This window comes from Streptomyces sp. NBC_01716 (genome assembly GCF_036248275.1).
GTDB lineage: Bacteria > Actinomycetota > Actinomycetes > Streptomycetales > Streptomycetaceae > Streptomyces.
In genome coordinates, this window is sequence record NZ_CP109181.1 from 2,783,048 (window position 1) to 2,801,982 (window position 18,935).

Sequence of the window (18,935 nt, forward strand, 5' to 3'; positions counted from 1 at the left end):
GCTACGACGGCCGTGAACGCGACGGCCGCGGCGACCAGGGACGTACCCCTCACGCGCCCGAGCCCGCCGCTCCGCCGACCGCGCCGACGCCGGTCCCGGCAACGTCGGTGACCTCGCCAACCTCGGCGACTTCGGCGACCGCCGTGATCTCCACCAACTGCCCCGTGTAGCCCAGGCACGCCACCCCGAGCAGCGTGGAGGTGTGCGGCCCGGTGGTGAGACCCGAGGCGTGGACGACGTCCCAGACCCGGCTCAGGTCCGCCGGGTCCGACGCCACCACGTACACGTCAGTGGATATCACCCGGCTCAGATCGCTGCCGACGGCGCTCAGCGCCGTCTCCAGATTGGCCAGGACCTGCTCGGTCTGCGCGACGAAGTCGCCGGGTCCGACGAGCGCGCCGTCCTTGTCCAGCGGTACGGAACCGGCCATGAACGCCAGTCGGCTGCCGGTCTCGACCACGGCCGCGTGCGCGTAGCCGGGCGGCGGAAAGAGGGTCGGGACGGTAGTGCGCCGCGCCATGGGGTCGCTCCTTGCTGTCGGTTGTCGTCATCCGGTGTCATCGGGGCTGCTGTCGAAGAGCGCGCGCCCCGGCCCGGGTGTCATTGTCGGCGTGACGGCCCGGCACGTCACCGGGGTTTTCGCCGTCCGCCGGTCCTGCGGCACCGCCTCGTACCACCGCCACCGCCAGCAGCGCGACGGCGAGTCCGGCGGCCGTCTGCGGGCCGAAGGGTTCGCCGAACATGATCGCGCCCCATACTGCCGTGACCGGCGCCATCAGGAACATCAGGGTGTTCACCCGCAGCACCCCGGAGCGGCGCAGGACCAGCCAGTACAGGCCGTATCCGCCGAACGTCGCCAGGACCACCAGCCAGCCGACCGCCAGCCAGAAGGACGTCTCGGCGGGCGGCACCGCCGCGCCGGCGACGGCGGCCAGGACGGTGAAGACGACGGCGCTCGTGCCGCAGTGGATCGTCATCGCCACGGACGGCGCGACCGGGCGCCGCGAGCGGCTCTCCAGGAACGTGGCGGCGACCAGCGACAGCATGCCGAGGAACGGCACGGCGTACGCCCACGGCGCCACGCCCTCAACTGCCGCCGCGTCGGCCGACGTTACGACGAGTACTCCCGTCACGCCGAGGCACAGGCCCAGCCACTGGCGCCCGGAGACGTGACTCCGCAGCAAGGGTCCGGCGAGCGCGCCGGCGACGAGCGGTTGTGTCCCGTCGATCAGGGCGGTCGTGCCGCTGGAGACGCCGAGCTGGATCGCGTAGTAGACGGTGAGGAGGTAGCCGCTCTGCGACAGCGCGCCGATCACACACTGCCGCAGCAGATCGCGCGCCGTCAGCCCGCGCCAGGCCGCGCGGGCGCGGACGACGGCGACCGCCCCGAGGACCAGTGCCAGGGGAAGGAAGCGCCACATCAGGACGGTGACGGCGTCGGCGCCGCCGGCGCCGAGCTTGGCTCCGATGAAACCGGAGCTCCAGCAGACGACGAACGCGGCGGAGAGCAGGAGATTCACGGCAGGGCACCACCCGTGACGGGAGACAAGTAGACCGATCTGTTTACTAACCCTCCCCACTATACAGAGCGGTATACTTTTGGGTATGAGCGTGAAGAGAGGCAAGAGCGCGAGCGGCTCCCCGGGACGACCCGCCGCGCCCTCCAACCCCTCCAACCCCGCCGTGCACTCCCGGCGCCCGCCGCACCGGATCGTCGTGACTCCCGGCGCGCGACGCGCGCTCGACGCCGCGTCCCGGCTGTTCTACGAGCACGGCATCCACGCCGTCGGTGTCGACCTCATCGCCGCCGAGGCCGGGGTCACCAAGAAGACGCTCTACGACCGGTTCGGCTCGAAGGAGCAGATCGTCGTCGAGTATCTGGCCGGCCGCGACGAGCGCTGGCGCGCCTTCCTGGACGAGCGGCTGGCCGCCGCGCCCCCGTCACCCGCCGAGCACGTCCTCGCGGTCTTCGACGCCTCGCGCGCCTGGGCGGAAGCGAACAGCTCACGGGGCTGTGCCATGGTCAACGCGCACGCCGAGATCGACGACCCGGGGCATCCTGCGTACGCGGTTATCGCCGGCCAGAAGGCATGGATGCTGGAGCTGTTCACGTTCCTCGCGCGGGAGATCACGGCGCCGGGGGAGGCGGCCCCGTCGGAGACGGCCGACCGCCTCGCCCGCACGCTGATGCTCCTTCACGAGGGAGCGCTCGTCGCCCATGGCCTGGGGATCTTCCCCGACGCGCTCGGGCTCGCCCGCGATCAGGCGCGGGCCGCGCTCGGGCCGTACTCCTGACGGTCCGAGTCGTAACGGTCTGCGTCGTGACGGTCCGAACTCCCCGCACGCCCCGGAAACGTCCACGCCCGGTCCCCCAGCAGCGCGAGCGCCGCCGGGAGCAGTACGCCGCGTACCACCGTCGCGTCGATGAGGATCGCCACCGCCATCCCCGTACCGAGCATCTTGTACTCGATCGCGGACAGCGTCGTGAACACCGAGAAGACGCCGACCATGATGGCGGCGGCGCTGGTCACGACGCCCGCGCTCGCCGCGATGCCGCCGACGATCGCCTCGCGCCCGCCGTCCGGGCCCCGCGAACCGGCCCACCGTTCGCGGATCCGGCTGAGGATGAAGATGTGGTAGTCCATGCTCAGCCCGAAAAGGATCACGAACATGAACAGCGGCAGCCAACTCACCACGCCCCCATAGGCGTTGAAGCCGAGCAGCGACTCCAGCCGGCCTCCCTGGAAGACCGCGGCCAGCACCCCGTACGCCGCCCCGATCGACAGCAGATTGAGCGCGATCGACACAAGCGGCAGGGCGAGCGAGCGGAAGGCGACGGCCAGCAGGACGAAGGCCAGGACGAGGACGAAGGCGAAGACCAGCGGCGTCCGCGCCGTCACCTGCCGGGTGAAGTCGTACGGCATGGCGGTCCGGCCCGCGACCGCGACCTCGGCCCCCTTCACCGCCCCCACCGTCGCGGGCAGCGCCCGCTCGCGCAGGTACTCCAGGGCCCGCCCGGACTCCGCGTCCGTACCTGCCCCGGCCAGCGGCACCCGTACCACCAGCGCGCCGCCGACCGGCGCCGTCGTGATCGGCTCGCGCAGCGCCCCGTCGCTCCGCGCGGCCCGCTCGTGCAGCGCGTCGACCGCCGCCCGCACCTCGGGGCTGTCGTCCGACACCACCACACGCGCCGGGGTGGCCGCCCCGGGGAACACCCGCTGCATACGGGCGCCCGCGTCGGCCGCCGCCGAGACGCCGCGCGGCAGGCTCTGGATCTGCGTGGCGTCCTGGAGATGCATCCCGAACGCCGGCAGGGCCATCAAGGCGAGGAGCAGCGCCGCCGTACCGCCGGTGAGCAGGGGACGGCGTACGACCTTCCCGGCCACGGCCGTCCAGATCCGCGAGCGCCCCGCCGCCGTCCGGCGCCGCCCCAGCCACGGAATCCTGCCCAAATCGACGCGGTCGCCCAGGGCGGCCACGAGCGCGGGCAGCACCGTAACCGACCCGAGTACCGCCAGACCGACCACCAGGACGGTCCCGAGGGTGAGCCCCTTGAACACATCGACCCCGGTGAAGAGCAGGCCCGTCATACACACCATCACGGTCAGACCGGACACCACGACCGCGTGGCCCGAGGTGCGCGACGCGATGCGCAGCGCCTCCCGGACCGGGTGCCCGGCCGCGCGTTCCTCCCGGATACGGCGCAGATAGAACAGCGAGTAGTCGATGCCGACGGCCATGCCGATGAGCAGCACGATCGCGGAGGCGGCGCTGTTGAACGGCACCCACCTGCCGAGCGTGTCCAGCAGCCCGAACGCGCCCGCGACGGCGGTCGCCGCCAGCAGCAGCGGGATTCCGCCGGCGATCAGCGAGCCGAAGACGACCAGCAGGATGACGACGGTGAGCGGCAGCGAGGTGGTCTCGGCGCGCTGCATGTCGTCCTTGATGCCGTCGTCGACCGCCGAGGAGAGGCTGGAGTCGCCGGCCTGGTCGACGCGCGCCTCTGTGTGTTCCCGCGCCACCTTCCGCACGGCCGCGCCCGCGGCCTCGTAGTGGGCCTCGAACTCGGCGTCGGGACCGAGGACTTCAAAGGTCACGAGGTCGGCCGTGCCGTCATCGGAGACCCAGCGACCGCCGTGCGCGCCGAGCGGCGAGCCGACGTCCCGTACGGCTGAGGGCATGGCGCGCAGGGCCGTGACCAGGTCCTCGGTGGCGGCGCGCCCGGCCGCGGGTGCCGTGCCCGCGCGGGGCCGGATCATCACGTTCTCGCGTATCGAGTCACCGGCGTTTAGTTCGGAGACCATCCGCTGGCCCCGGCCCGCCTCACCCGGGTCGGTGGCCCTGGCCTGCGCGCCGGGCAGGAGAGAGGTGGACAGGACGGCCGCCACGACCAGGAGCAGCCAGCCGGCGATGGCCGCCGTGCGGTGTCCGGCGGACCAGCCGGCGACGGACTCGACGAGCCCGGTACGTCCCGCCCGCCCTGCGGCGCGTTCAGCGCGTTCACCGCCTTCGGCACGTCCGTCGCGTTCACCGCGTTCGTGTTCTGACTTGATTCGGCGCAGCATGAGCTGCTCTCCTTCATCCGGAGGGTCGTATCCGTGGAGCCCGCCGTACGGCGAGGTGGAGCGTCCTTCTGTGCCCGGGGCGTCGAGTTGCAGCTCGACGCCCCGGGGTGTTCTGTCCGCGTCCCGGACGCGGCGACTACTCGACGTCCTTGAGGATCCGTTCCAGCGATCCGGTACGGCTCTGCAGATCGGTGAGCTGCCTGCCGAGATCGGCGAGTTGCCGCTCCGTACGCTGCTGGCCCTGAACCGCGTCGGCGGCGAGCCGCCGGTACTCGTTCCTCTCGGCCCTGGCCTCCCTGCCCCGGCGGCCGAGGGTGAAGTGCCACAGGGTCAGCGACACCACGATCAACAGGAGCGCGAACAACCCGATCGCCCCTATGACTTCCTGCCACTCGTGTTCGTTCACCGGGCGGCTCCCCTCTCGTCTGTCTCGTCCTTCTTCTGGTCGCTCAGCGTCTGCACGGCGGTCACGATGTCCTGCGGCGTCAGCCGCACCGCGAACGCGTTCACCTCGTAGAACTTCATGGCTTTCCCGTCCTCCGACAGCTCCAGCCGCGAGGTCACCAGACCCGCCGCTTCGAGCTTCTTGAGATGGACCTGGAGCAGCGCTCTGCTGATGTCCAGCTCCCTGGCCAGCCGGCTGACGTAGTTGCGTCCCCCGGCGAGTGCCGCGACGACACGCAGCCGGTGGGGGTTGGAGAGCGTCGCCAGCACGCGCACCAGTTCGTCGCCCGTGGGCACGGGTGGGCTCATAGCCGCCTCCTGCACATGCAAAGAAAAGTTAGCAGGTGCCAGCGCGGATTACTAACCTCGGTCGCGACAGAGGGAATTGCCCGGCTCAGGCCGCGGGCGCGTGAAGCAGAGGACTCTTGTTGCGCATCAGCCACTGGCGGTACACGACGGCCTGCAACGCCGCCTCGCGGTAGGCCGCTTCCAGGTCCGTGTACACCTCGGCGCCGCCGGGGCCGTCGCCGGGACCGTCATCGCCACTGTCGCCGTCGCCGCCACTGTCGCTGTCGCCGTCGCCGCCCGGGTCCGCGATACCCGCGCCCTCGTACGCCCCCGGCCGCGAGAACAGCAGCAGCCGTACCCCCAAGGGGTCGTCCCGCAGCGGCCGTACGACCATGTCCTCGCGCGGGACCGAGGTCGGCTGGCAGGGCGCTATCGCCTCGCCGACCGCGATCAGCGACGCCGCGGTGAGGTAATCCCCGTGCAGGACTGGCGGGTTGAGCCCGGCCTCGCCCAGGACGCGTCGCAGACCGTCCCACTCGCCGTCCACGGTCGGGTCGATCATCCACCGGTCGCCGGCGAGGTCGGCCAGCTCGACGATCTGCCGTCCCGCCGCCGGATGATCCCGGGCCAGCGAGATGAACTGCGGCTCCCGCTCGACCAGTACACGCCGGTCGAGCCCCGGCGGCACCCGCAGCGGACAGCCCTCCACCTCGTGCACGAAGGCCACATCGAGCCCGCCGGCGGCGACTTGGCGCAGCAGCGCGTTCGCCGAGACGTCCATCTGGAGCGAGATGTCCGTGCCCGGCAGCCGCTCGCGCAGTCGGCGCAGCCAGCCCGCCAGGGCGCGGCTCGCGGTCGAGCCGATGCGCAGCCGGGGTCCGGCGGAGCGGTCGGCGGCGGCTCTCGCCTCGCTGACGAGCGCGGCCATTCCTGCGACCAGGGGACGCGCGCGGCTGAGCACGGAGTGACCGAGCAACGTCGGGCGGCAGCCGGTGCGTTCACGGGAGAACAGCTCGGCGCCGAGCGAGTTCTCGATGCGCCGCAGCTGCGTCGTCAGGGACGGCTGGCTCATGCCGAGCTGCCGGGCCGCTTTGTGGAGACTTCCCGCGTCGGCTATGGCGCACAGCGCGCGTAGATGCCTGACCTCCAGCTCCATGTACCGAAGAGTAGGCCCGCCTTTTGCCTCACGCCAGGGACCCAAAAGGCGGCAATTGGCTGCCATTCGAAGAAAATTGGGCGAGCCGACTCGGGGGGGGTGATGCTCTGGTGCTATCGCCCTTCGGCATCATCCACAGCGCCGTGTGAGGCACGACACTCTCCCTACCGAACCCGTTCATCGGACGAGTAGGAGCCCCCCACATGAGATACCCCAAGACGGCCTTCTCCGCGATAGCCGGCCTGTCCCTCGCCTTCGCGACCGCCCTCACGGCCACCCCGGCCGCCGCCGCTGACCCCACCAGCGCCGCGCCCACCACCGCGTCCTCGTACGCCGCTTACGAGGGCTCGCAGGAAGACGCCGCCGCGACCAAGGCCTTCTACCAGGCCGTCATGAAGTCGGTCGCCGAGAAGCGCGCCGCCAACCCCGGCGCCCGTGCCGTCACCGTCGTCTACGACGCCTCCGGCGCCCCGTCGTTCGCCGGCCAGATAGCCAGCAGCACCCAGATCTGGAACAGCGCGGTGTCCAACGTTCAGCTTCAGCAGGGCGGCAACGCCGACTTCACCTACGAAGAGGGCAACGACCCGCGCGGCTCGTACGCGAGCACCGACGGGCACGGCCGCGGCTTCATCTTCCTGGACTACGCGCAGAACCAGGTGTACGACTCCACCCGCGTGACCGCCCACGAGACCGGGCACGTGCTCGGCCTCCCGGACAACTACACGGCCCCCTGCAGCAAGCTGATGTCGGGCGGCGGCCCCGGCCCGTCCTGCACCAACTCGCAGCCGGACGCCGCCGAGCGCAGCCAGGTCAACAGCCTCTGGGCGAACGGCTTCGCGGCCGCGCTGGCCAAGGCCTCCTGATCCGTCGCTGATCCGCCGCTGATCGGCAGATCGCGAACCCCCCACCGGATCGGGCACCTGCCGGGCGTGCCGGTACTCAACGTCGAGTACCGGTGCGCCCGGAGTGCGTTTCACCACCCTCGCGTGACAACAGGCCCTGGGTTTCGGGACAGTGGCGGGCCGTCAGGTCGTCAGGCTGAGCCGGACCATGGCCACCAGGTCCTCCTCCGACATCCCCAACTCGCGTGCCTCGGCGACCACTTCACGGACCCGCTCCAGCAGCTGGGCGCGGCCCGGCGAGACCGGTCCCGGCACCACCACGGCGCCCCGGCCCCTGCGGAGTTCGATCAGGCCCTCCTCCCGCAGCCGCTGGTAACCACGCAGCACCGTATGGACGTTGACGCCGAGCGAGTCGGCCAGCGCCCGCGCCGCCGGGAGGCGGTCGCCGGGGTTCACCGTGCCGTCGGCGATGGCGCCGCGCACCGACCCCGCGATCTGGTCGCCCAGCGGCACCGAGGACGCCGGGTCCACCCGGAAGAGCACGTCAGATCCTCCTCCGCCGTTCGGCGAGCGTGTTGAGCAGCGCGGCCGCCGTCGCCGAATCGTCCACTGTGACGGCGAACTCCCGGCCGTCGGTGCGGCGTACGACGATCGCCTCCCCCGAGCGCAGCACGAAGCCGGTGCGCCGGTGGCGGACCCGGTAGCCCCATCCTCCGAAGTCGGCGACGGCGTTGATCCGGCGGCTGCTCGCCGTGTCGACGTGGTCCAGTGGCACCCGCACCCGGGGCCAGGACAGCGCGCCCATGTCGACGGTGAGTCCGTGCCGGTCGACCGACACGCGCGCGGAGGCGAAACACAGGGCCAGCAGGCCGATGACGAACACGAAAGGACCGTACCGCCAGCTGACGGCGACCGCGACGAACACCCCGGCGACCAGCGTCCCGAGCCCCACCGCGAGCAGCGAGCCGGAGCCCGTACGCCGGGACCAGCCGGCCATCTCGCCGTCCTTCAGGTCGATCCTGGCCGTGCTGTCGTCCCCGGCGGGTTCGTGCGCGGAATCGGGGACGAAGCGGGAGAGCAGCAGGCCCACGCCGGCCGCCGCCACAGCGACCGCGGCGGCGACGGCGAGCTGCCACAGCGGGAAGCGGACGGCGGAGCTGTCGGTCGCGTCGAGGTTGGCGAAAAGCGTCGCGGTCAGCGCGTACCCCAGAAACCCGGAGAGTCCCCAGCCTCCCGCCATCAGCCGCCGCGCGCCACGCGGGCTGAGCGGGCTGCCGAGCGCCGACACGGCCCACAGGGCGCCGACCCCGACAAGGAGCAGCGCACCGCCGACGAGGGCCGCGGTGCGGGACATGGGATCGCGGTCGGCGTCGCCGGAGAGGTCGAAATGGGTGGCGAGCGAGTCGGGGAGCCGGTCCCCGACGACGAGGAGAACGGCCAGATGGACGGCGAGCGCCAGCACGAACGGAGCGACGGTGACGGTCGCGAGGCGCAGACGAGCCTGGTTCATAAAACCTCCTTGTTCGCATACTACTAGAACAATGAACCGGGCAGAAAGCAACCGCCCAGGCAGGAGGGAGAGTGGTCCTCGGCTGTCAGCAGTTCGCTTCGTCGGAGGTGGCCGCCACCTCGCGTTGCGCGGTCTGCGCGACGTGGGCGAGCAGGGTGCGCAGCTGCCGCGCGTCCTCGGGGACAAGGCCGGCGACGAGGCACGCCTCAGCGGCGCCGACGACACCCTGCGCCTGGCCGCCGAGGCCGGTGCCGTGGACATCCTGGTCAGTGGGTGCCCTGGCTCCGGGCATGGCCGGGCGGGGGCACGGTTCGACCGTGATCGTCGGCTCCGGCGCGGCCCGCGAGCCTGCCCCGATCGGCCACCTGCGGTGCGCCCCTCGGGTGTGCGCGTGAACACCGTTTCCCCGGGCCCGGTGCACACACCGAGGGCACCCAGGCCATGCTCGGCGAGCACATCGCGGTTCTGACCCAGGTCACGGGACCGCGGGGCGGCTCGTACGGGGCTTCCTCGGCCCATGAGTTACGGCCGCCACGGCGACGGTCAGGCGTTCACCAGGATCTTGCTTCCGAACTCCGTGTCGTCCGGGAGCTGTCGCTTGATCCGGTCCAGGGCGTCGCGGAAGCCCGCGCCGAGGATGCCCGACTCGTACGCCGCACCGCCGCAGCGGAGCGTGAGGCTCAGCTCGGCGCGGCCCGACGGCGAGCCCGACGGGCGCTCACCGAGCGTCAGCAGGCAGCTGAGCGTGGCCTGTTGGACCGTGCCGCCCGCGTTCACGGGCATGGGTATGTCCCACTCCAGCACGCAGGAGGACAGCACCCCGCCCGCCTCCGTGGCTTCGAGCACGGAGAAATCCGCCCCCTCGTAAGCAACTCCCCTTATGCGGGTGCGGACTTGCCGTCCGTCCGCGATGATCGCGATGGGTTCCGCACCGCGGCGGTCCCGATACCAACCCGCCCATGACTCCGTCGACTCCGCTGTCATGGCGCGGACTGTAGCGGTACGGGACGCTCCGCCGCCGCGTGGGTCACCGCTTGAGCATTTCCCGGCCACCCGGATTCGCCGTGTTCATCCGCTTCGCCGCTTCACCGCTCACGGCCGTACGTCCTGACGACCACTCCGTTGCCGAAGGTGCGGTTGGATTCCAGGGCGAACTCGGCCTGGGCGAACGGCGTGCCGAACATGGGCATTCCGGAGCCGAGGATGAGCGGGTACGACTTGACGACCAACTCGTCCACCTCGTCGATCAGTTGGGCGGCGAGGTTCGCGCCGCCGCAGAGGTAGATCCCGAGACCGTCCTCCTTCTTCAGCTCCCTGACCCTGGCGGCGACATCCCCGGAGACGATCTCCACCGCGGGGTCGGTGCCGGTGAGCGTCCGCGAGGCCACGAGCTGGCGCAGGTGCGCGTACGGACTGGTGATGCCCATGTCCAGGGCCACGGCGTACGAACGCCTGCCCTGGATGACCGTGTCGAACCGCTTGTTCGCCAGGTGGTCGATACCGAGCGGCTGACGGCCCGGGGTCGGCAGTGTCTCCGGATACTCCTCCTTGAGGAAGTCGAAGAACTCCTCGTCGACGAAGCGGGTGAAGAAGTCCGCCTCACCGCTCGGGTCGCCGATGAAGCCGTCGATCGACGCGGCGATGAAATACGTGAGCTTGCGCAAGCCGGTCCTCTTTTGCGATGGGTGACAGAAGGTGTGCCGGCCTGCGCACCCCGGAGTCCGTCCGGAGCGCGCGACCTGACCACTTCACCCATAGTGCTTCACACGTAGTGGTTAGGCAAGCTCCTTTCTCCCGCCGAAGAGGGGGTCCGTGCATGGCCCTAAAGCGTGTTGCAGAACCGCGATCACGCTCAGATCCAGCCACCCGCGGCAAGATCGACTGCCCGATTGCACCCCCGTTTCCACCGTCTTGGCATGCGTCGCGAAGAGTCCGCGGGAGATCGTTCTGTCGTTCTGCAACACGCTTTAGGGCGTGTTTGAGAAGTAGCGTCGTCCGCCCATCGGGCGGGGCCCACGGCGTCTGGTGCGTGCGATCGCAAGGCGGAGGATCAGCCCCGTAGATGGACCGGACGTACTTGGATGACTCCGACAACGCAGCGAGCGCGCGTGCCAGGCGTCGTGGGCCAGACGGGACTTCTCAAACACGCCCTAGGAGGTGCGCCGTGTGACGTACTCGGCCAGGGACAGCAGATCACCCCCCGTCGCCACATCCGGTACGACCAGGGACAGTTGGTGGACCGCACGGGCCATCCGGTCGGCCGCCTGGGCCTGCGCCCAGTCACGGCCGCCGGCCCGCTCGACCGCCGATGCCGCCCGCGCGACGGCGACGTCGTCCATCGGCCGCCGGTAGAGATCCGCCAGTTCCTCGGCGGCCGGATGCCCCGAGACCAGCGCGGCCACAACCGGCAGTGACTTCTTGTGGGCGACCAGATCGGCACCGGCCGGCTTGCCGGTGCGGTCGGGGTCGCCCCAGATCCCGATGAGATCGTCGATCAGCTGGAAGGCCAGCCCCGCCTCCCGGCCGAAGGCGTCGAGCGCGGCCACCGCCTCGTCGTCCGCGTCCGCGTAGAGCGCGCCGAGAGCACACGAAGTGCCCAGCAGCGCACCGGTCTTGGCCATCGCCATCGTCAGACACTCGTCCAGCGAGACGTCGTTGGGCCCGCGCAGCTCCAGCGCGCAGTCCGTCTGCTGTCCGGCGCAGAGCTCGATGATGCAGGCGGTGAGCCGCCCGGCGGCCTGGGACGAGGCCGGATGGCGGTCCTCGGCCAGCAGCCGCAGCGCCAGCGCGTGCAGGGCGTCGCCGACGATGATCGCGTCGGTGGTGCCGAAGACCGTCCAGGCCGTGGGCCGGTGCCTGCGCGTCGGGTCCTCGTCGATGACGTCGTCGTGCAGCAGGGTGAAGTTGTGGGCCAGCTCCACGGCGACCGCGGCCGGAACCGCGCGGTGCGGCTCCCCGCCGAGGGCCCGCGTCGCCGCGAGGACCAGGGCAGGTCTGATCGCCTTGCCCACACCGCCCGCGACGGGTGAGCCGTCGGCCTCCTGCCAGCCGAAGTGGTATCTCGCGACGCGGCGCAAGGCAGGGGGCAACGACTGGACGGCCGCGCGCAGTTCGGGCTGGACGACGCTACGCGAACGCTCCAGGAGCGCCACCGCCTCGTGGCCATCGGTGGCGGCATCCGTGCTGGTCATGGTCGGGGTCACTTCCTCTGCGGCGGACTGGGGACCAGGGAGGGAGCCGGGTCCTGGCCGGACCCGGCGGGCGCGCGGGCGGGACCCGGCCGTACGGGCGAACACGCCCCGACCCCGCCCGCGCCCCGGCGGACTCCTATCCCCAGCGGCCCACTTCCACGTTCTCCAGCACGCCGAGGGCGTCCGGTACGAGGATGGCGGCCGAGTAGTAGGCCGTGACCAGGTAGGAGATGATCGCCTGTTCGTCGATGCCCATGAACCGGACCGACATGCTGGGCTCGATCTCGTCCGGGATGCCGCTCTGCTGGAGCCCGACGACCCCCTGCTCGGGCTCGCCCGTACGCATACAGATGATCGAGGTCGTCCGGGCGTCGGAGACCGGGATCTTGTCGCAAGGGAAGATCGGCACCCCGCGCCAGGCCGGCACATGGGTGCCCGCGACCTCCACCGTGGCCGGATTGAGCCCCCTCTTGTTGCACTCCCGCCCGAAGGCGGCGATCGCCCGCGGATGCGCGAGGAACATTTTCGAGCCACGGCGGCGCGACAGCAGCTCGTCCATGTCGTCGGGGGTGGGCGCGCCCTCGTGCGGCTGGAGGCGCTGCCCGTAGTCGCAGTTGTTCAGCAGGCCGAACTCCCCGTTGTTCACCAGCTCGTACTCCTGGCGCTCCCGCAGCGCCTCGACCGTGAGCCGCAACTGCTGCTCGGTCTGGTTCATCGGCTGGTTGTAGAGGTCGGCGACCCTGCTGTGGACCTTCAGCACGGTCTGCGCGACGCTCAGCTCGTACTCCCGCGGCGCCGCCTCGTAGTCCACGAACGTATGAGGCACGACCGCCTCGCCGACATGGCCTGCGGAGAGGTCGATCGCCGCCTCGCCGTACTTGTTGGTCCGCTGCTCCGGGATGGACGCGAGCCCGTCCAGATGCCTCCGCAGCGGCTGCGCCCGCTCCGCGAGGTTGAGCACATCCTGCCGGGTCAGCACCAGCACCGTGCAGGCCGTCGCCGCACGTGCCGTGTACCGCCAGGTGGCCTCGCCGTCGACCAGGGCCTGCTCCCCGAAATACGCCCCGTCGGCGAGGAGGCCGAGCACCGTCTCGTCCCCGTAGGGCCCCTCCCCCACCTTCTCCACCTTGCCGTGGGCCAGCAGATACACCCGGTCCGCCGGAGCGCCGGAGGCCGCCACGGTCTGGCCCGCGGTGAACTCCTGCTGCTCGCAGCGGTTCGCCAGCTCGGCCAGGACCTCCTCGTCCGCGAAATCACGCAGCGGCGGCAGCTCGGCCAGCTCCGCCGGGACCACCGCCACCCGGCCGCCCGTCTGCACGAACGTCACGCGCCCGTCTCCGACGGCATAGCTGAGCCGCCGGTTCACCCGGTACGTACCCCCCTGTACCTGCACCCACGGCAGCATCCGCAGCAGCCACCGCGAGCTGATCTCCTGCATCTGCGGAGCCGACTTCGTGGTGGTCGCCAGGTTCCGCGCCGCAGCCGTCCCCAGGCTCTGCTGGGAAGGCGGCTCCACCGTACGGACCTCGTCACCAACCGACATGAGTCTCCCTCTCGATCATGGGCTGACCTGCGTGAACAAGCCTTTCACCACGTTCGGTCGGCACGCCATCACACAAATGAGTGGGACTGGATCACGGTCGTCGGGGCACATTTGCGGTTCCTGTCATCGACGGTCAGGCACGGCCGAAAGTGACCGGAACCGCTCGTACAGCGTGCGAATTGATGGTCCACTCCGCGGTGTTCGGGGAATAGCCAGCGATACGAGAACGCTCCACATCCACCCGTCAAGGAGGCGACATGGCCACACCCATGTCCGCGAGCAGTTTCATCCGCGCGCTGAAGGACGAGGGTCTGACCGTCGTCGAAGTCGGCGACTGGCGCACGCACAACCGCAACCACGTCGGGCCCTGGGGTCCGGTCCACGGCGTGATGATCCACCACACGGTCACCAAGGGCACCGCGAACACCGTGCGTATCTGCCGTGACGGCTACGCGGGGCTTCCCGGGCCGCTGTGCCACGGCGTCATCGCCAAGGACGGCAAGGTCCATCTGGTCGGCTACGGCCGGGCCAACCACGCCGGCAGCGGCGACGACGACGTCCTGCGCGCCGTGATCGCCGAGAAGGCCCTGCCGCCGGACAACGAGGCCAACACGGACGGCAACAGGCACTTCTACGGCTTCGAGTGCGAGAACCTCGGCGACGGCAAGGACCCGTGGCCCGCCGTCCAGGTCGAGGCGATGGAGGCCGCGGCGGCTGCCGTCTGCCGTGTCCACAAGTGGAACGCGCCCTCGGTCATCGGCCACCTGGAGTGGCAGCCGGGCAAGATCGACCCCCGCGGCGTCTCCATGGCCGGTCTGCGCCGTCGTATCGACGAGCGGCTGAGTTAGGTCACTCCCCAGGTTGATCGCCCGACCGACAATGGATGTGTGACTCCGGAAGCGCTCGACCTCGCCGCCCTGCGGCCACGGCTGCCGTCACCCCTGCGGGCGGTCGAGGACGAGCGCTTCGCCCGTCGCGGCGTACGGCTGCTGCTGAAGCGGGACGATCTGATCCATCCCGCGCTGCCGGGCAACAAATGGCGGAAACTCGAACCCAACCTGCGGGCCGCCGCCGACGGTGGCCACCGCGTCCTGCTGACCTTCGGCGGCGCGTACTCCAACCATCTGCGCGCCACCGCCGCCGCGGGCCGGCTGCTGGGCTTCGCGACGGTCGGCGTCGTACGGGGCGACGAGCTGGCCGCCCGTCCGCTGAATCCGTCGCTCGCCCGGTGCGTGGCCGACGGCATGCGACTGCGATTCGTCGACCGGGCGACCTACCGCCGCAAGGCGGAGCCCTCCGTACTGAGGGCGCTGGTGACCGCCGCCGCCGACGGCTTCCCCGTGCCCCGTGAGCGGGTGTACGTCGTCCCCGAGGGCGGCAGCAACTCCCTTGCCGCGCGGGGCTGTACGGCCCTGGGGCACGAGCTGCGCGGCGTGGCGGACGTGGTGGGTGTCGCCTGCGGCACCGGCGGCACGCTCGCGGGCCTGGCCGCCGGTCTCGCCCCCGGGCAGCGCGCCGTCGGCTTCCCGGTACTGAGGGGCGGGTTCCTGGCCGGTGAGGTGCGCGCGCTCCAGCTGGCGGCCTTCGGCGGGCCCCGGGGCGACTGGCGTCTCGACGAACGCTTCCACGGCGGCGGCTACGCCCGTACGACACCCGCCCTCGACGCCTTCGCCGCCGGCTTCGAGGACCGGCACGGCCTCCCGGTCGAGCGCCTCTACGTGGCCAAGGCACTCCACGGGCTGACCACCCTCGCCGAGGAGGGCGCCTTCCCGCCGGGCAGCACGGTGGCCGCGGTGATCACCGGACGTCCGGAGCCGGGCGCCGACGGCCGGCCCGACAGCGAGCGTCAGTCGGATTCTTCCCGGTAGGCCGCCGCCTCCTCCAGGTCCAGCCGGCGCAGCAGCGTACGGAGCATCTCGTCGTCGATCCGCCGCTCGTCGCGCAGCGTCACGAAGACGTCGCGTTCGGCCCCGATCATCTCCCGCGACAGCCGCCGGTAGGTGTGGTCGGCGGATTCGCCGGTGATCTCGTTGACCGTGCCGAGCCGTTCCCACACGGAGTTGCGCCGCCGCTCCAGCACGGTGCGGAGCCTTTCCACGAGCGGCTCGGCCAGGGCGTTGCGTTCGTCGGAGAGCAGTTCGTCCAGCCGCCTCTCCGCCGCCAGCGACGCCCGGCTCTGCGCCTGCGCCTCGGCCAGCGTCTCGGCGTAACTGTCACGGCCCGGCAGCTTCAGCTTTCTGATCAGTACGGGCAGGGTGAGGCCCTGGATGACGAGGGTGCCGATGACGGTCGTGAACGTCAGGAAGAGGACGAGGTTACGGGCCGGGAAGTCATCGCCGTCGTGCATGGTCAGTGGGATGGAGAAGGCGATGGCCAGTGACACGACGCCGCGCATGCCCGCCCAGCCGACGATGAGCGGCGCCTTCCAGTCGGTGTCCTGTTCCCGCTCCCTGATCCGCCGCGACAGCCACCGGGGCACGAAGGTGGCCGGATAGACCCAGAGGTAGCGGACCAGGACGACGGTGACGAAGACCCCGACGGCGTAGCCGGCCACCTCCATGGCTCCGTAGGAGCCGAGCCCCTCCAGTACATAGGGCAGTTGGAGCCCGATCAACGCGAAGACGACGGACTCCAGGAGGAAGGAGACCATCCGCCACACCGCGTCCTCCTGGAGCCGGGTCGCGAAGTCGACCTGCCAGGACCGGTGTCCGAGGTAGAGCCCGACCACGACGACGGCCAGCACACCGGACGCGCCGACCTGTTCGGCCGCCGCGTAGGCGACGAAGGGGATGAGCAGCGAGAGGGTGTTCTGGAGCAGCGCCTCACGGAGGTGGGTACGGAGCCAGTGGATCGGCACCATCAGTACGAGGCCGATGCCGATGCCTCCCAAGGAGGCCAGCGCGAACTCGCCGATCCCGCCTGCCCAGCTCGCCCCCTCTCCGACGGCCGCGGCGAGTGCCACCTTGAACGCGGTGATCGCCGTCGCGTCGTTCACGAGCGACTCGCCCTGAAGGATGGTCGTTATCCGGCTCGGCAGCCCCAGCTTGCGGGCGATCGCGGTGGCGGCCACGGCGTCGGGCGGCGCGATGACCGCGCCGAGCACCAGCGCGGCGGTCAGCGGCAGGTCGGGGATGAAGAGATACGCGAGATAGCCGACGGCGAGCGTCGCGAAGAGGACATAGCCGACGGAGAGCAGACCGATGGGCCGCGCGTTGGCCCGCAGATCCAGGTACGAGCTGTCCACGGCGGCCATGTGCAGCAGGGGCGGCAGCAGCAGCGGCAGGACGATGTGCGGGTCGAGTACGTAGCTGGGCAGGCCCGGCACGTACGCGGCGCCAAGTCCCGCCGTGACGAGCAGCAGCGGAGCCGGCACGGGCGTCCGTCTCGCGGCTGCGGCGATCACCGCGCTCGCCGCCACCAGGGCGATCAGCTGCAACGGGTCCATCGCACGGTCCTCCACTTGCGTCGTAATCTGGCCATCATGAGTGAGTGCCAGCACGTTGCCGACCTCCCACGCCCCGAGACCGTGCCGCTGAACGACACGTGCCAGGAGTGTCTGAAGTCGGGAAGCCACCACGTACAGCTGCGGCTCTGTCTGGTCTGCGGACACGTCGGGTGCTGCGACTCGTCGCAACACCGACACGCCTCGCAGCATTTCAGGGACACGGGCCACCCCGTGATGCGTACCTTCGAAGAGGGCGAGACATGGCGATGGTGCTTTGTCGACGGTTCGATCGTCTGAGGCCTGGGTACGTCAACCATCCGCCCGTTCTTCGCAATTGATTGCCGCACACCTCTAGCCACTGTCCGTGCACATGTGCCTACTATGAGTAACTGACAGCTCGGCCCTGGCCCGGGGGTCCCTGCGACACGGGACCATGGATCGCGATAGCGTCGCCAGTCCAGACCGGCTGCGTACCGACTACGTACCGCAAGGCTTCGGGTTTCCCTTCCCGGAGCCCTGAGAAGCTTGTGCCACCTTGGAGGTGAGGGTGTCCCAGATCGCAGGCGAGCCCGGGACCCAGGACTTCGTGGAAGTCCGGCTGCCCGCTGCGGGTGCCTACCTGTCCGTGCTCCGTACGGCCACGGCCGGACTGGCAGCGCGCTTGGACTTCACCCTCGACGAGATCGAGGACCTGCGCATCGCGGTCGACGAGGCCTGCGCGATCCTGCTGCAACAGGCCGTACCGGGCTCCGTCCTCAGCTGTGTGTTCCGGCTGATCGACGACTCTCTTGAGGTGACCGTCTCGGCACCGACGACCGACGGGCGCGCACCGGAGCGGGACACGTTCGCGTGGACGGTGCTCTCGGCGCTCGCGGGCAAGGTCGACGCGACGGTCGCGGATGACCGTACGGTCGCCATCAGCCTGTACAAACAGCGCGGCGCGGGACCCGGGCCGGCGTGAGGAACGGGGACGGTCCGGTGCGTGACGAGGAGCGGGTCCCACAGGATCCGCGCGATGGGCATGAGGTTCCGGCGGATCCGGCGCTCGTGCCGTCGGGCATTCCGGAGCAGCAGGCCCGGCCCCATCCGGTGGACGGGCCTGACGGCCAGACGGCCGGGGCGGAGCAGGCGCAGGCAGAGCGGGCGGCCACGATGAGCGAGCACAGGCAACACGATCCACATGACCGCAGCGGGGCGCGGGCGATGTTCATCGAGCTGCGCAAGCTGCCCGAGGACTCGCCCGAACGGGCGCTGCTGCGCAATCAGCTGGTGCGGATGCATCTGCCGCTCGTGGAGCATCTGGCCCGCCGGTTCCGCAACCGCGGCGAGCCGCTGGACGATCTGACGCAGGTCGCGACGATCGGCCTGATCAAGTCGGTGGACCGGTTCGACCCGGAGCGGGGTGTCGAGTTCTCGACGTACGCCACGCCCACGGTCGTCGGCGAGATCAAGCGGCACTTCCGTGACAAGGGCTGGGCGGTGCGGGTGCCGCGCCGCCTCCAGGAGCTGCGGCTGTCGCTGACGACGGCGACAGCCGAGCTCTCGCAGCAGCACGGGCGTTCGCCGACGGTGCACGAGCTGGCGGACCGTCTCGGCATCTCCGAGGAAGAGGTCCTCGAAGGGCTGGAGTCTGCCAACGCGTACAGCACGCTGTCGCTGGACGTGCCCGACACGGACGACGAGTCCCCGGCGGTGGCGGACACGCTCGGCTCGGAGGACGAGGCGCTGGAGAGCGTCGAGTACCGCGAGTCGCTGAAGCCTCTGTTGGAGGATCTGCCGCCGCGGGAGAAGCGGATTCTGCTGCTGCGGTTCTTCGGCAACATGACGCAGTCGCAGATCGCGCAGGAGGTCGGCATCTCCCAGATGCATGTCTCACGACTGCTGGCACGGACGCTGGCGCAGCTGCGCGAGAAGCTCCTCGTGGAGGAGTGAACCGCCCTCGATCGCCGGA

Annotated in this window: 21 protein-coding genes; 7 read left to right on the plus strand and 14 right to left on the minus strand. The window is 70.7% G+C overall.

The features are described from left to right. Positions 1–49: 49 nt before the first annotated feature. A complete protein-coding gene (locus OIE74_RS11860; RefSeq protein WP_329381723.1) occupies positions 50–520 on the minus strand; it encodes a RidA family protein in 471 nt (156 codons plus the stop codon). Positions 521–557: 37 nt separating this feature from the next. Beyond that, complete coding sequence (locus OIE74_RS11865) at positions 558–1,520, minus strand: DMT family transporter (RefSeq protein ID WP_329381724.1); 963 nt, start codon at positions 1,518–1,520, stop codon at positions 558–560. 196 nt (positions 1,521–1,716) lie between these two features. Here OIE74_RS11865 and OIE74_RS11870 point away from each other — a divergent pair, with 196 nt between their 5' ends. Continuing rightward, on the plus strand, positions 1,717–2,295 hold the full coding sequence (locus OIE74_RS11870) for a TetR/AcrR family transcriptional regulator (protein ID WP_329392260.1): 579 nt from the start codon (positions 1,717–1,719) through the stop codon (positions 2,293–2,295). Here OIE74_RS11870 and OIE74_RS11875 read toward each other — a convergent pair. The 4 genes from OIE74_RS11875 to OIE74_RS11890 form a co-directional block, all read right to left on the minus strand. Then, positions 2,262–4,565, minus strand: a complete 2,304-nt coding sequence (locus OIE74_RS11875) for an MMPL family transporter (RefSeq protein ID WP_329381727.1) — start codon at positions 4,563–4,565, stop codon at positions 2,262–2,264. The genes OIE74_RS11870 and OIE74_RS11875 overlap by 34 nt on opposite strands. Before the next feature lie 136 nt (positions 4,566–4,701). Beyond that, complete coding sequence (locus OIE74_RS11880; protein WP_329381730.1) at positions 4,702–4,971, minus strand: hypothetical protein; 270 nt, start codon at positions 4,969–4,971, stop codon at positions 4,702–4,704. Continuing rightward, the gene (locus OIE74_RS11885) at positions 4,968–5,318 is read right to left on the minus strand and encodes an ArsR/SmtB family transcription factor (protein WP_329381733.1); all 351 of its coding nucleotides are present in this window, start codon (positions 5,316–5,318) and stop codon (positions 4,968–4,970) included. Before OIE74_RS11885 ends, OIE74_RS11880 begins: the two co-directional genes overlap by 4 nt. Positions 5,319–5,403: 85 nt before the next feature. Beyond that, on the minus strand, positions 5,404–6,453 hold the full coding sequence (locus OIE74_RS11890; protein WP_329381736.1) for a LysR family transcriptional regulator: 1,050 nt from the start codon (positions 6,451–6,453) through the stop codon (positions 5,404–5,406). Positions 6,454–6,656: 203 nt separating this feature from the next. Between OIE74_RS11890 and snpA the strand changes: the two genes are divergently transcribed. Next, positions 6,657–7,316: a snapalysin gene (gene snpA, locus OIE74_RS11895; RefSeq protein WP_329381739.1), complete on the plus strand. Its 660-nt coding sequence runs from the start codon at positions 6,657–6,659 to the stop codon at positions 7,314–7,316. Positions 7,317–7,478: 162 nt separating this feature from the next. Here the strand turns inward: snpA and OIE74_RS11900 are convergent, their stop codons facing one another. The 7 genes from OIE74_RS11900 to OIE74_RS11930 form a co-directional block, all read right to left on the minus strand. Beyond that, on the minus strand, positions 7,479–7,838 hold the full coding sequence (locus OIE74_RS11900; protein WP_329381742.1) for a GntR family transcriptional regulator: 360 nt from the start codon (positions 7,836–7,838) through the stop codon (positions 7,479–7,481). Position 7,839: 1 nt separating this feature from the next. After that, positions 7,840–8,805, minus strand: coding sequence for a DUF1648 domain-containing protein (locus OIE74_RS11905; RefSeq protein WP_329381745.1), 966 nt, complete (start codon positions 8,803–8,805; stop codon positions 7,840–7,842). An 85-nt stretch (positions 8,806–8,890) separates the two neighbouring features. Beyond that, positions 8,891–9,097 carry a hypothetical protein gene (locus OIE74_RS11910; protein ID WP_329381748.1) on the minus strand — a complete coding sequence of 69 codons (207 nt, stop codon included), beginning with the start codon at positions 9,095–9,097 and terminating at the stop codon, positions 8,891–8,893. 251 nt (positions 9,098–9,348) lie between these two features. Beyond that, on the minus strand, positions 9,349–9,789 hold the full coding sequence (locus OIE74_RS11915; RefSeq protein WP_329381751.1) for a DUF6304 family protein: 441 nt from the start codon (positions 9,787–9,789) through the stop codon (positions 9,349–9,351). Positions 9,790–9,890: 101 nt separating this feature from the next. Next, on the minus strand, positions 9,891–10,469 hold the full coding sequence (locus OIE74_RS11920) for a dihydrofolate reductase family protein (protein ID WP_329381754.1): 579 nt from the start codon (positions 10,467–10,469) through the stop codon (positions 9,891–9,893). A gap of 486 nt (positions 10,470–10,955) precedes the next feature. Further along, complete coding sequence (locus OIE74_RS11925; protein ID WP_329381757.1) at positions 10,956–11,996, minus strand: family 2 encapsulin nanocompartment cargo protein polyprenyl transferase; 1,041 nt, start codon at positions 11,994–11,996, stop codon at positions 10,956–10,958. Positions 11,997–12,132: 136 nt separating this feature from the next. Further along, positions 12,133–13,539: a family 2B encapsulin nanocompartment shell protein gene (locus tag OIE74_RS11930; RefSeq protein ID WP_329381760.1), complete on the minus strand. Its 1,407-nt coding sequence runs from the start codon at positions 13,537–13,539 to the stop codon at positions 12,133–12,135. Between the two features lie 257 nt (positions 13,540–13,796). Here OIE74_RS11930 and OIE74_RS11935 point away from each other — a divergent pair, with 257 nt between their 5' ends. Continuing rightward, the gene (locus OIE74_RS11935; protein WP_329381763.1) at positions 13,797–14,387 is read left to right on the plus strand and encodes an N-acetylmuramoyl-L-alanine amidase; all 591 of its coding nucleotides are present in this window, start codon (positions 13,797–13,799) and stop codon (positions 14,385–14,387) included. A 39-nt stretch (positions 14,388–14,426) separates the two neighbouring features. Next, on the plus strand, positions 14,427–15,407 hold the full coding sequence (locus tag OIE74_RS11940; protein WP_329381768.1) for a 1-aminocyclopropane-1-carboxylate deaminase/D-cysteine desulfhydrase: 981 nt from the start codon (positions 14,427–14,429) through the stop codon (positions 15,405–15,407). Here the strand turns inward: OIE74_RS11940 and OIE74_RS11945 are convergent. Beyond that, complete coding sequence (locus OIE74_RS11945) at positions 15,386–16,984, minus strand: Na+/H+ antiporter (protein WP_329381771.1); 1,599 nt, start codon at positions 16,982–16,984, stop codon at positions 15,386–15,388. The genes OIE74_RS11940 and OIE74_RS11945 overlap by 22 nt on opposite strands. Before the next feature lie 36 nt (positions 16,985–17,020). Between OIE74_RS11945 and OIE74_RS11950 the strand changes: the two genes are divergently transcribed. The 3 genes from OIE74_RS11950 (at position 17,021) to OIE74_RS11960 (ending at position 18,916) form a co-directional block, all read left to right on the plus strand. After that, positions 17,021–17,281, plus strand: a complete 261-nt coding sequence (locus tag OIE74_RS11950) for a UBP-type zinc finger domain-containing protein (protein WP_329381774.1) — start codon at positions 17,021–17,023, stop codon at positions 17,279–17,281. 250 nt (positions 17,282–17,531) lie between these two features. Beyond that, on the plus strand, positions 17,532–17,945 hold the full coding sequence (locus tag OIE74_RS11955) for an anti-sigma regulatory factor (RefSeq protein WP_023538758.1): 414 nt from the start codon (positions 17,532–17,534) through the stop codon (positions 17,943–17,945). Further along, the gene (locus tag OIE74_RS11960) at positions 17,942–18,916 is read left to right on the plus strand and encodes an RNA polymerase sigma factor SigF (RefSeq protein ID WP_443076089.1); all 975 of its coding nucleotides are present in this window, start codon (positions 17,942–17,944) and stop codon (positions 18,914–18,916) included. The genes OIE74_RS11955 and OIE74_RS11960 overlap by 4 nt, the downstream gene beginning before the upstream one ends. Positions 18,917–18,935 lie beyond the last annotated feature (19 nt).